This is a genomic window from Dyadobacter sp. CY343 (genome assembly GCF_021390335.1).
GTDB lineage: Bacteria > Bacteroidota > Bacteroidia > Cytophagales > Spirosomataceae > Dyadobacter.
In genome coordinates this window covers 372759-385474 of sequence record NZ_JAJUXK010000002.1, presented here as the reverse complement: position 1 = coordinate 385474, position 12716 = coordinate 372759, and the positions used below count along the sequence as shown (strand labels likewise).

The 12716-nt window shown below is 47.1% G+C and carries 12 protein-coding genes; 7 read left to right on the top strand and 5 right to left on the bottom strand.

The window, feature by feature from the left end:
* Positions 1-139: 139 nt before the first annotated feature.
* Positions 140-2128, top strand: a complete 1989-nt coding sequence (locus LZG94_RS08155) for a T9SS type A sorting domain-containing protein (RefSeq protein WP_233791433.1) — start codon at positions 140-142, stop codon at positions 2126-2128.
* Between the two features lie 72 nt (positions 2129-2200).
* Here LZG94_RS08155 and LZG94_RS08150 read toward each other — a convergent pair whose 3' ends face one another.
* The 3 genes from LZG94_RS08150 to LZG94_RS08140 all read right to left on the bottom strand — a co-directional run bounded on the left by LZG94_RS08150 (position 2201) and on the right by LZG94_RS08140 (position 4407).
* Positions 2201-2524 carry a helix-turn-helix transcriptional regulator gene (locus tag LZG94_RS08150; RefSeq protein ID WP_233791432.1) on the bottom strand — a complete coding sequence of 108 codons (324 nt, stop codon included), beginning with the start codon at positions 2522-2524 and terminating at the stop codon, positions 2201-2203.
* A gap of 10 nt (positions 2525-2534) precedes the next feature.
* The gene (locus LZG94_RS08145) at positions 2535-3086 is read right to left on the bottom strand and encodes a hypothetical protein (protein WP_233791431.1); all 552 of its coding nucleotides are present in this window, start codon (positions 3084-3086) and stop codon (positions 2535-2537) included.
* Between the two features lie 130 nt (positions 3087-3216).
* Positions 3217-4407 carry a histidinol-phosphate transaminase gene (locus tag LZG94_RS08140; protein ID WP_233791430.1) on the bottom strand — a complete coding sequence of 397 codons (1191 nt, stop codon included), beginning with the start codon at positions 4405-4407 and terminating at the stop codon, positions 3217-3219.
* A 341-nt stretch (positions 4408-4748) separates the two neighbouring features.
* Between LZG94_RS08140 and ytxJ the strand changes: the two genes are divergently transcribed.
* Both ytxJ and LZG94_RS08130 read left to right on the top strand, forming a co-directional pair.
* Positions 4749-5081: a bacillithiol system redox-active protein YtxJ gene (ytxJ, locus tag LZG94_RS08135; protein WP_233791428.1), complete on the top strand. Its 333-nt coding sequence runs from the start codon at positions 4749-4751 to the stop codon at positions 5079-5081.
* A 118-nt stretch (positions 5082-5199) separates the two neighbouring features.
* The gene (locus tag LZG94_RS08130; protein ID WP_233791427.1) at positions 5200-5382 is read left to right on the top strand and encodes a hypothetical protein; all 183 of its coding nucleotides are present in this window, start codon (positions 5200-5202) and stop codon (positions 5380-5382) included.
* Positions 5383-5441: 59 nt separating this feature from the next.
* On the opposite strand, the gene LZG94_RS08125 is transcribed toward LZG94_RS08130, so the two are convergent.
* Positions 5442-7049 (bottom strand): aminotransferase class V-fold PLP-dependent enzyme, encoded by a 1608-nt coding sequence (locus tag LZG94_RS08125; protein WP_233791425.1) that lies wholly within the window; start codon positions 7047-7049, stop codon positions 5442-5444.
* 240 nt (positions 7050-7289) lie between these two features.
* Here LZG94_RS08125 and LZG94_RS08120 point away from each other — a divergent pair, with 240 nt between their 5' ends.
* From LZG94_RS08120 to LZG94_RS08110, 3 genes are all read left to right on the top strand, one after another.
* Positions 7290-9710: a TonB-dependent receptor gene (locus tag LZG94_RS08120; RefSeq protein ID WP_233791424.1), complete on the top strand. Its 2421-nt coding sequence runs from the start codon at positions 7290-7292 to the stop codon at positions 9708-9710.
* A gap of 83 nt (positions 9711-9793) precedes the next feature.
* Positions 9794-11179 (top strand): sensor histidine kinase KdpD, encoded by a 1386-nt coding sequence (locus LZG94_RS08115; RefSeq protein ID WP_233791423.1) that lies wholly within the window; start codon positions 9794-9796, stop codon positions 11177-11179.
* 47 nt (positions 11180-11226) lie between these two features.
* Complete coding sequence (locus LZG94_RS08110) at positions 11227-12000, top strand: DeoR/GlpR family DNA-binding transcription regulator (protein WP_233791421.1); 774 nt, start codon at positions 11227-11229, stop codon at positions 11998-12000.
* A 22-nt stretch (positions 12001-12022) separates the two neighbouring features.
* Here LZG94_RS08110 and LZG94_RS08105 read toward each other — a convergent pair whose 3' ends face one another.
* Positions 12023-12403 carry a response regulator gene (locus tag LZG94_RS08105; RefSeq protein WP_233791420.1) on the bottom strand — a complete coding sequence of 127 codons (381 nt, stop codon included), beginning with the start codon at positions 12401-12403 and terminating at the stop codon, positions 12023-12025.
* 68 nt (positions 12404-12471) lie between these two features.
* Between LZG94_RS08105 and LZG94_RS08100 the strand changes: the two genes are divergently transcribed.
* A complete protein-coding gene (locus LZG94_RS08100; protein WP_215232933.1) occupies positions 12472-12702 on the top strand; it encodes a DUF4287 domain-containing protein in 231 nt (76 codons plus the stop codon).
* The last annotated feature ends 14 nt before the right edge of the window (positions 12703-12716 follow it).

The following is a 12716-nucleotide window of genomic DNA, read 5'->3' as shown; positions in this document are numbered from 1 at the left end:
GCAGAAGTTCTCTTCCCATTTTCATACAATTCATTTGAAGTCAGGAGGTTTTCAATGCAGCCAGACCAGTGTATTACTATGTGCCGTCAGGAACAATTAGGTGCTAAAACAAATCATTAATTAACTAAACAATTTGTACATGAAGAAAAATTTACTCGCAATTATCACTATCCTCTTACTACAAATCCCCTGCTCCGCCATCGCGCAGGTTGTGGTAACTTTCCCGACAGAAAGGGCTGTATTCCAGCGCAATAAGGACAATGCCGCCACCGTATACATCGGCGGATATGTGACGCAAGGATTTGAGCGGATTGAAGCGCGCTTCGTACCCTGGGTCGCCAGCGAGGGCGAAGCTGCACCCGGCGGCGATGCCTGGCAAATCATCGATAATACGATTGAAGCGGCGCAGTTCTACGGATCAATGCCGGTAAAAGGCGGCTGGTACCGGCTGGAAGTCCGCGGGATCCGTACAGGCACCGACCCTGTTGCGGTGGCTGTTCAGCACGTGGGCGTCGGTGAGGTATTTGTCGTGGCCGGCCAGTCTAATGCCACAGGTGGCGATGACAACCCAAATGGTCCGGGCGCTAAAAATGACCAGGTTAATAGCGTCAACTATCAGAATATCAATGGCGGTACTATTTCCCCCTACCCTACGCTGGAACTCCCCTGTCCCGAGTTTGTGCATCTGGATGCCGGTGTAAAAACAGCGCCTTTTGGGAATTATGCCTGGTGCTGGGGATCGTTTGGTGACAAGATCTATGAGAAGTTCCGCGTGCCGGTCATGATATTCAATGCTGGCTGGTCGAGCACGGGAGTGGAAAACTGGCAGCAGTCGATCGACCCTAATGCGACGCCGACGAGCGCATTCGGTTACACATTTCCCGCCGGTATGCCCTTTGGTCACCTCAGGATCGCCCTCAACTATTACATTGCCCAGCTGGGCGTACGTGCGGTTTTGTGGCATCAGGGCGAAACCGATAACTATATTGAGCAGCCCGGCGACAATACATTCAATCGCTATATCTCCAATTTGTGGGATGTGATCGGCGCGAGCCGGTCGCTTACCGGTAAAAGTGACCTTGCTTGGCTGGTTGCCAGGGCTTCCCGGTTTACAGTCGCAGGCGCAACGCGCGTTTCTGCCAATGTTGTGAATGCACAAAACGAATTGATCAACAACAACGCATCTTATCCCCACGTATATCAGGGCCCGGAAACGGATCCTTATTTTGATATAAACTATCGTGGCGATCAGATACATTTCCGCGGAGACGGCGTCACGCAGTCTCCTGATGGAAATGTATATTCCGGATTGATCTCGCTGGCAGGTTTTTGGGCAGATAAGGTTACGCCGGAATTCCTTACCCAGTCGGAACCCTATTCAGCCATGGCACCACCGGCGGTTTCGGCGGCTTATTCATCCGGCGGCTCACAAATTACTTTCACAGGCCCGTCTATCGGATCCGGAGGGCAATACAACTGGTTGGGAATTGACTGCAATCAGGTTCAGAACACTTCCCAGCAATGGACAGTCGGACCGGGTACCTTTAAGTTGAAAGTGATTGATGCCAACCGTAACACCATTTTTTCACCACAATTATATGTATCAGGATCAGCGCTGCCTGTGACCTGGAAAACATTTACGGCAAAAACGAATGAAGCGGGTCGCGTGCAGTTGCAATGGGCCACTGCGACAGAAATGAATACTTCCCACTTCGAAGTGGAACGGAGCGACGATGCAATGGTATTTACCAAAATTAAATCTGTGAATGCGGCAGGATATTCGAAGACAAATGTTGCATACCAATATGAAGACGAGTTTTTAATGCCGGGAACGTACTATTACAGATTAAAGCAGGTAGATGCCGACGGCGCATTTGACTATACCCGCATCCTGCCGGTGAAGATCGATGGTACCGAAACGATCAGGGCATACCCGAATCCGGTTACTGATTTTATAACAGTTCAATCCGCATTCCCGCTCGGTGATGTAGAAATCATCAACGCCGCCGGAGTCCGGTTGCATGCTACTAAAACCTCAGCAACGAAGCTGGAAATCAGTATGAAGAGCTTCCCTAACGGTCTTTACACCATTTTAATGAATGGAAAGAGTATCAAGATTGTGAAGTAGCGTTTGTGCCCTTCGGCGTGCTGGATTTGCAGTACGCCGAAGGGCACATTACATATTACACTTCAAATCGGATCAGGCAACGTGAGCCGCCTTTGCAGGCAATACATCGATCAGCTTGATATCAAGAATTTTTTCGAGCTTGCAGAGCGTTTCCAGGGTCATATTCTCTGATCCCTTTACAATTTTGTTTACATACTGAGGCGAACATTTCATTTTCCCCGCCAAATCCTTCTGGCTCATTTTGCGCTCACGCAACGTGCGAAGAATCGCCAGACCGATCCTGAACGAAACGTCCAGCCACGCTGCATTTGCCTCGCGAAAAGCCGCGGCCTCCTGCCATTCCGTATCAATAATTGCCGCTCCGACAATTTTTTCCTTCATTTTCTGGATGCTCATATTGTTTATGTTAAAATAATTCAAATATGCCAAATTCATCTTCCCGATCCGTTCTCAGATAATCACACACTACCTCCATTTTCCTGAGCTCAGCCAGCAAATGAGCCCGCTCATTCATTGTTCTTGAAAGCTTAATAGCTCCGCCAGAAATGATAAAAAGGTTCACGTCAATGCGGACCGCATAAATTCTCAACCAGCTCTTCGCCTGACCTCCCGTTGCCTTACTTTTCTCAAATTCAGAAACCGAATATGTGTAATTATGCAAAGGCTTGAACATGGTTGAAAGGTTTTCAAACTGGCTATGCCTACCCTTTCTAGCCACTGCCAGCAACCGACTTTCCAAGACCCTCGCCTCATTCCTCGTCCTGATCACAGCTTCTTCCAAAGTGATCTCCGGCCAAAAAGCGGCTAAGTCATCCTGGTGCTTTTCAAAAAAATCTTCCAGAAAAACTGCATCGTTCCAGCAGGCGAGTAATCTCCCAAATTCATGAGTCTCCTCCGACTTGTACTGAACGACAAAAAGACTATACGGAACCAACGCAAAGATATTACAAATTTTCATAAATCAACCTATAAGTTTATTTTTATTTATTTCCTTTTAGACGTCGATTTCGCAATTTGGTAACACCGTATTTAAAAAAAAGAGGACAGGCTGTGCACCTGTCCTCTCACTTGAAGTAAAATTTACCAGCCTAGCTCATCTGCTGCAATGCACTCACAAACAGCTTCATTTCATCCATAGTACCGATACTCACGCGGCAATAGGGTTTTTCCTTTATATCCATCGCTTTGATAATAATCCCTTTGTCAACCATCTTTTTCAGGAATTCCTTGCCAGGCATATTGATTGGAAAGATCACGAAGTTGGTAAATGAGGGTACATATTTATATCCCATTGTTTTCAGATTGTCGTACAAATAAGTCTTTGCTTCCGTATTCATTTTGCGCGTACTGTTCTGAAAATCAATATCGTCCATTGCCGCCGATGCCGCATACACCGACGTACACGCAATTCCCGAACCGCCGCCTCTTACTTCCTTTTTAATAGCGCCCAAAGTTGCCGGCAATGCAGCAATATAGCCGACGCGCAATCCCGCCATACCCATGATTTTCGAAAAAGTGCGGGCGATGATCACATTCTTCTTGTCCTTCAAAAGACCAACCATACTTATATTATCTGCTCCTTCAACCAGCTCAATATAGGCCTCATCGATAAAAATGGGCACTTTTTCTGACACGCGCGAGCAGAAGTCTGTCAGCGCTTTTGTGGAAGTCACGGCCCCTACCGGATTATTCGGGTTACATATATAGACCAGTTTCGTGTCCTTGTCAATCGCTTTTTCCATCGCATCCAGATCATGCGACCAATCGGACTTGCAGGGAATTGCCTTCCAGGTAGCACCTGCGCCTTCTGCAACGCGAATCAGCGACATATAAGTAGGATCAGCAGAAACGACGTTTCCGCCATTTTTAAACAAAGCCAAAGCCGTTTTTTCCAAAAGATCACCGGAACCGTTACCCATCATGATGTGGTCCGGCGCCACTCCTTCTTTTACTGCGATTTTCTCTGTCAGCTCTTTCAACTCCGTCCTCGCGTAGCGGTTGCCTTTTTCGATAGAATCCGATATAGCCTGTCGCGCTTTCGGAGGCGGGCCGTATGGATTTTCGTTGGAGCCGATCCGTGCTACCATTTTGGAAAGATCTGGCTCAGTTTCAAGGAAATGGCCTCTTACCATCGGACTGTAAAATACCCGGCTCGCTTTATCGAGCCTGAGCGGAGTTCCCGCAAATGCACCTTCTGCTAAAAATGGCGCCGCCGCCATTGCACCGATAGTCGCAAAACCCGATTTGAGTAAACTGCGACGATTGATTTTCTGTACCATAAAAGTTTGTTAGTGGTTAAAGAAAGAATGTGATTCAATGCTGACCAGATTGATCTGGGCTACTCATCGAGGCAGTGCGGCTACCAAAATTGCATTTCAATAATTCGTACAAATATTATTCTGAATATCTGCGATACCTAAATATAATAATTTGCCCATTCACATTCCTGCCAACTATTTAAACTGTTGAAAATGTGCATTAATTCATTCAAATGATCCCATAAAACGATTGAAAACGATATGCTTTTTTCTATTTGTAACCGCTTTTTTCGATATGGATGGAATGAAAATAGTAGCAACAGTTGTTGAACATCCAGAAAACACAACGTTTCGAAAAAATTATGAATTGGATTGCAATCAATACGGAGGAGGAAGTTGCTAAAATATCTGAATCCGGAGAATACGCTATCATCTACAAGCATAGTCCGCGCTGCATGACCAGCCTGATGGCTTACCGGCAACTTAAAACGGATGTAAGCAACGCCGCACATATTTCACTACCGATTTATATCGTAGATGTGATCAGCAACCGAAGAGAATCAATGGCAGTTGCGGAGACGTTCCAGGTACAACACCAGTCACCGCAAATACTGATCGTGAAGGACGGCCAATGCCTGTACGACGCTTCTCACGAAAACGTTTCCCTGCAGGACATTTTGAAGTACGTGAGCTAACCTGTTCAGAGCAAGTGAGATTTGATCACTTGCTCAATTTTTTGGTTTATTAATATGGAATAATTCCTTACTAATGGAAATATTCCATAAATTTGCATACCCACTTACATCAACGGATATGAAAACGCTGCACTACACGATCGTCTCGGAAGAAATGGTTTGGCTATGGTATTACGATGAGCTGCGCGCAAAGCATTTCAAAGAATTACTGGATTATGATGCAAGAACATTCATCAAAGAGCTGAATGCATCGGGCGGCGAGGTGCCGGCAGTTGCAGAGCGACAAAAACAGACTTACTAACACTTCATTCATAACAAACGCAAAAGAGCAGCTTAGTGCTGCTCTTTTTTTACGCACGATCAGGTGGCAAGCGGTGGTCCGGAAGGGATAAAAATCTTCTCGCGCTTGTATTTGAACTTGTATTTTTTTGCAGTGAATTTGGCTGTCATATATTCGCCCATGTAGATCGACCCCGTCATTACATCGTCCTTCACTGTTCCTGAAAACAGAAAAGTGATTGCGTCGGCGGGCTGGCGGTCGGTGCTGCGGATCTTGAATTCGTTGCCCTCCACGGTACCCTGCAATTCCCGAACGCTGAACTCACCTTTATGAGAACCATTCAGCCAGTTACCGTCTTGTTCGATGATCAGCGAATGCTTGCTGGTGCTAGAGAAGAATTCGATATCAGCTTCCCAATGTCCTTTTAGAGAAACTGCCGCCGCTGCCATTTCAGTTTTTGGAGCAGTTCGTTTTTGGGATAAAACCTCTACCAACCGATCGGAAACGGTCTTTTCATCGCCCGGCTGCATTTGTCCGGTTGTGATCGTCACATACGTTTCGCCTTCGCGCGCACCACCTCCCAGCGCAATGCGCGGCTTCGTGCGACCAAACAGTTCGGCGACCTCCTCCCCTGTAATATGAAGTTTGGACGAGTCCCAGGTAACTCGCAATACCGGCGTTCTGTTTGACAGGTCTTTGGGCTCAATAACCGTAGTTTTCACTGTATCGATCACAGAAACGCGTTTTGAAATGCTGTCAAGCCACGAAAGCCACCGCTTCCATTCGCCTTTGTGATCGCGTTTTGTCCACGCTTCCACGGCGGCGATCATGCCCATCGTTTCTTCCCGACCTACCTTGTTGTCGCGGCCCGGCCCGTGGTGCGGCGCGCTCGCCTGCCAGGCCGACATGAGCAGATCTTTCCTTCCCAGCACCAGACCAGCGCATTGCGGGCCGCACAATGCTTTTCCTCCACTATATATCACCACATCCGCGCCCATTTTCAGATGCACGTTCGGGATAGTCAGATCCTCTGCGGCGGCATCGATCATCACCGGAATATCCTTAGGTTTCGCGATTTTAGAGATTGCTTCCAGCGACATAGGTCCGCTCATGGATTCGCGTCCCGCCATTAAGTAAATCATCGCTGTCCGCGAGCTGATTGCATTCGTTAACTCCTCGATCGAATCGACTGTGATCAGCCTTACACCTACATTGCGCAGCGCGTGATCGTATACATTCCGGGAATACCGGGGGATAATGACTTCTGTTTTCTCAAAGCCGGAAAGGTCCGGAATCCGGATCAGTTTTTCGGGATTTCCGCCGGTGACGCAGGCTGCGGTTACGTGCTTCATACCGGCTGCACAGCCAGCTGAAACGAGTCCCCATTCTGCGCCTGTGAGTTCAGCGAGGCGTTTTCCTGCACCAAACGCCAGCTCATCATATTGAACAAAAACCTGTGCAGCGGCGTCCATAGCAGCGCGTACCTCCGGCCTTTCCACCGAGCCGCCGATGATCGTGAACGTGCCCCGGCAGTTGATGATCGGCTCCACGCCAATAGCCTGGTAAGCCTGTTTGCCCGCCTCTGCGTCCATTTCCGCAGGGAATTTTTTTACAGTTTTAGAGGGAAGTACAATTCTACCCGCCAGCGGAAGCATGGAGAGGTCTTTCAATGCAGCTCTTCGTTTCATTTATTTTTTGGTAAAAGATCAGGATATAGTCGACTCTTTATTTTGAATATTACTAAAACTACGACACAATAAAGGCACCGGTATCAGCTTTTACCAAATATAATAATCCTTTGCGTGCTCGTGAACGAAGATTTTAAAACACTTGATTAAATCTCAAAAAAGCTGCTTTTTTTTATAGCCTAGATGCAACGTCAAGGCGGTTTTCAGTCCCTTTACGCCAGTTTGCAATAAAAATCAGCCATGAAAAAAATTTTATCGATCACATTACTTCTTCTAAACGCTACCTGCGCTTTCTCACAAAGTTTCCATGTAGGTGGTTCTGTAAAAAACCAGCAGGACGAACCGATCCCATTTGCTGCGGTTTCTATCAATCAATCCAAAGATTCCAGCCTGGTGAAAGCCGACGTAGCCGACGAGAATGGGGTATTCAAAATTGCGGGTATCCCTCAGGGTACATACTTCCTGAAAATCTCCGCAGTCGGGGTCAAAACTTTTCAATCGCCCGAGTTCGGCGTGGTTGATTCTGACGTCACATTATCCACCTACAAGCTTACTTCTGACACTAAACAGCTCAACGAAGTGAAGGTTACTGCGGCCAAACCTTTGATCGAGGTAAAAAATGACCGGCTTGTATTCAATGTGGAAGCGAGCATTAATTCCACCGGCTCCAATGCATTGGAACTACTTCAAAAGTCGCCCGGCGTGCAGGTGGACAAAGACGAGAATATTTTGGTAAAAGGAAAAACAGGCGTGCGAATCTACATCGACGGGCGGCCTTCGCCTATGAGCGGAAAAGACCTGGCTTCGACTTTGAAGAGTATGAACTCGGCTGATATTGAGGCTATTGAAATCATTACCAACCCTTCGGCCAAGTACGATGCGGCGGGCGATCTGGGGATTATCAATATCCGGCTGAAAAAGAACGTCAAGCTCGGGACGAACGGAAATGTGAGCCTGGGCGCGATGTACGGAAAAACGCCCAAGTACAATGCGACGCTCAACCTCAATCACCGCGATAAGAAAGTCAATATTTTCGGCGCATACGGATTCAGTCAGGGCGAGTGGCGCAATACGACTTATGATGACCAGATCCTGAACAGGGTAGCTTACAACAAAGTGTGGCAGGGTATATGGCGCGACACGACACACAGCGCGAAAATAGGCGCGGATTATTTTATTAATTCAAAAAACACACTTGGTTTTAGTGCTAACGGGCGGATCAGTGACCATAACGGAGGCGGTTCCAGCGAGACTTTCATCAGTAGAAAAGGACAGACTACCGCCGATTCGCTGATGCTTTTTTCACGTACTTCCAACCCGGAAAACAACAAAAACCTCAATCTCAACCTCAACTACCATTATGCAGACACGACCGGCCACGAGCTGAACATTGATGCAGACTATGGCCGGTTTTCATCACGCGGGATCAGTTACCAGCCTAATATGTACTTTTTTCAGCTGAGCGCGGAAGCGCCGCTCGAAAGGAACTATGTAACTAAAACGCCCGTGGATATTACGATCAGGTCTTTGAAAGCCGATTATGAACAGAATGTGTCCAAGGGAAAACTGGGTTACGGGTTTAAGCTCTCCGATGTTAAATCTGATAACACTTTTGACTTTTTTAATGTATTGGGAAATACAGAAGTGATCGATACCAACCGGAGTAACCGTTTTAAATATACTGAGCGCGTGTATGCAGCTTATGCCAACTACAATGTTACGTTGGGTAAAAAGTGGGATTTGCAGGTCGGTGTCCGGGCGGAACATACCAAATCGCTCGGCGACCTGACCAGCTTCAAGCACAACGATCTCGACCGGGTGGACACGACTTATCTGAACTTCTTTCCCAGCGGGGCTATTTCTTATAAAGCTTCCAAAAATCACAACTGGAATATCAATTACAGCAGGCGGATCAACCGCCCGAGCTACCAGAACCTGAACCCGTTTGAATATCGGGTAGATGAACTGGTGTATTCAAAAGGTAACCCTTTTCTCAAACCCGAATATGCCAACAGCTTTAAACTCACCCACGTGTATAAATCAAAGCTGACTACGGCGCTCGGGTACCGGCGCACCCGCTTTCCCGTGGTTGGCCTGCGCATTCCTTACGATAGCAGCCGGACATATTTTATTACACAAAATCTGGATTACTCGCAGGGATACAGTCTCGACGTGAGCATTACCACGCCGATCACCAAATGGTGGGAGATCTATTTCAATGTGAGCGGCTACCATAATATCTGGAAAGCCGCGCTGGACAATGGGCTGATCATCAACAACAATACTACTGCCGTTAATTTCAACGGACAAAACACATTTAAGCTCAAAAACAACTGGACGCTAGAACTGAGCGGCTGGTACAATTCACCTTACCGGAGAATTGATTACAACTGGGCAATGGGCATGCTGGACGCGGGTGTCCAGAAGAAATTCTGGAAAGATAATGCTACCGCCAAGCTTTCATTCAGCGACGTTTTAGGAACCTCCCGCGGCGGCTACACGTCCAATTATGCCGGCATTGAAACCAGGCTGCGTTTCCGGTTTGAAGGGAGAATGGCGAAACTGAATTTCAACTATCGATTCGGCAGCAAAGAAATCAAGGCAGCACGCAGCAGAAGATCCGGCTCCGAAGACGAATTGAATCGCATTAAGGGTGGATAAAAGTCGGTGCGTTATTAATACTAATTCTACTTCGTTTTGATCGTACGCGCACCTATATTTGTGAGAACGAAAAGATTCCCGTTTTGCTTCCTCAGCAATATTTTTATCAACTTTGGGCCAGGCTTTCCGGGGATCCTTCCAAGTTCCCTCTCCATGCGCGTATATTTCATTCGGTATGTCTGATCTCCATATTCGCGCTCAGCTATAATGTCCCTTTTAACTATATAATCGGACTTCCCAACATTGCGCTAGCAAGCTTTTTCGGCTTGGTGGTAGCCTGCGCGGTTTACTATATTTCCAGATTCAAGAACCGGCCCGAAATCAGCATTCCCATTGTAAACATTTCCGGGCTGCTTCTTTTTACATTCAATTACTTCATGAACTCCGGGATCAGCGGGCCTACCGACCTGTATTTCCTGCTCTTCCTGCTGCTGAGTATTGTTATTAGTCCAACTAATGAATACAAATTCTGGATCCCGGTCAATGTCGGTATGTTCCTGATTCTGGGCATAGCTGAATACCTGTCTCCGGAAACTTTCCCGAATACTTATGACGATCGGTTCAGCAAGTTCATCGACCATTTGTCTTCTTACCTGGTTGTGGCCGCGATCACTTTTTTTTGTACCTACTACATCCGGCGGAGCTATGAAAACGAAAAACTGATCACGGCGGAAAAGTCGGAGGCGATTGAGAAGCAGAATGAGCAGATCATCGAAAAGAACCGGGAGCTGGAAGGCATTAATGCCGAGAAAAATAAACTGATGTCCATCGTAGCCCACGACCTCCGTTCGCCACTGGGCAGCATTCAGAATTTCCTGGAACTGCTCACGCAACACGATCTGGAAGAGCAGCAGAAACTCGACATTGAGAACGACCTGCTGAATGCGACCAAGAATACGCTGGCAATGCTCAGCAAGTTACTGGACTGGTCCAAATCACAGCTATATGGTGTTTCTGCGAGACCAGAAATGCTGAATCTGAGCAAGTTACTACAATCCACGCTTGAACTGGAAGCGGATATTGCTTTCCGCAAAGGGATCACGCTCGACTACCAGCTCAGCCCCTCCATGTCTGTTTTCGCGGATGGGGATATGATGCAGATCGTGGTCCGGAATATCATCGGCAATGCGATTAAGTTTACAAAAAGTGGCGGCAGGATCATGGTGAGGGCTAAATCAGAGCATAACCAATGCGTGATCAGTGTTCAGGATGATGGAATCGGAATGTCGGCGGAAAAAAGTGAAAGCATATTTTCGCTCAACGTCGAATCTACTTATGGTACCAAAAACGAGAAAGGAGTTGGGCTGGGGCTGCTGCTTTGCATTGAATTTGTAAAGGCACAAAACGGCCGTATATGGTTCGAAAGCGAGCCGGGCAATGGTACCTGCTTTTATATCAGCATTCCCACCTCCAATGCTGCCGATACAATTGCGCCCGGCCTGACCAGCGATATTCAACTTCGCGCATAACCTCACTTTCGCACATTTGATTATTTTTGATCAAATATTGATTGAAAATGACTTTTCAGGAAAGAAAGAAGAAGATCGTCGCCGCTGTTTTTGAAGCCGGCAGCTTATCTGTATTCCAGCTTGCAGACCAGCTTGCCGCCTCCCCTGCCACGATCCGGCGCGATTTACACGAGATCACACAGGAAGGGTTACTGATCAGGACGCACGGCGGCGCAATGAGACCGGAAAGCGCTGTCGTGACCAGCTTCACCGGAAAGAAAGCAGCCGGCAGTATTCAAAAGGAGAAAATCGGCGAGGCGGCAGCATCCTATGTGCAGGATGGGGATACCATCTTTATGGATTGCGGCAGCACCGTTTTTCAAATGTGCCCGCATTTGAAGAAAAAGAACAATATCCGCGTGATCACCAACTCACTGCCAATCGTAGCAGAGCTGATCGACACCCCTACTGTCACTATCAATCTGATCGGCGGTGAGCTGGACAGTTCGCGAAAAGCGGTGCACGGTGCAAAGGCAGTGGAGCATGTAAACAGCTATCACGCTGCAAAAGCATTCATTGGCGTGGATGGTATCTCCCAGGAAAACGGCCTGAGCGCACACAGTGAGACCGAATCTTCCATTACATCCGCATTTATACAAAATTGCGAACACGTGTACCTCCTATGCGATTCGTCGAAGATCGGCCGTGACAGCTACATCAAATTTGCAGCACTCACTGATATTTCATTTCTGATTACAGATAACAGGCTGGAAGAAAGTACTGCGATGTCTTTGAAAGAAAAAGGAATTGGGGAGGTAGTGTCCGTTCAGGTGCCGAATTGAATATCAGAGGTAATATTAAAGGCTAGATCAGCACCGATTTAAGAATATGGACGAGCTCGTCGAAACTGTCCGGTTTTTTGATAAAATCGGCGGCGCCGAGCTGCTTGCTTTGCTGGACGGTACTTACATTGGATGAAGTAGAAAGTATGATTACAGGTATATCGCGCACTTCCTGCCTGTTTTTGAGCTCAATAAGAAACTCCTGCCCGTTCATCAAAGGCATGTTCAAATCCAGGAAAATAAGGTCGGTTTCCAGCTCACGCCGGGAAAGCTTTTCCAGTGCGGTGACTGCATTACTTATCGTTATGCAATTGACTGAATTAGATACGTTTTCCAACGCGCTCAAAAATATTTCCTGATCATCCTCATCGTCGTCAATGAGAAGTATGTTTTGATAAGGCATCGGTACAGATTACAAATCTTTAACAAAATTACTAATATCGCGAAACTATCACCTAAAACTAACTGAATATGTCTTTCCAGGGATATTTGAAAACGATCAAATCAAAAACAGGTAAAGAGCCCGCAGATTTTCGCAGAATAGCAGAAGAAAAGGGCTTTACGGCCGGTGGGGAGCTTAAACCCGAAGTTAAAGCAGGAGAAATAACGAAATGGCTGAAAGAGGATTTCGAGCTGGGACAGGGTCATGCGATGGCGATTTATGCGCTGCTGAAAGGTTTGAAAAACGAGAACAGCGACTAGCATTTTGGGGAGGA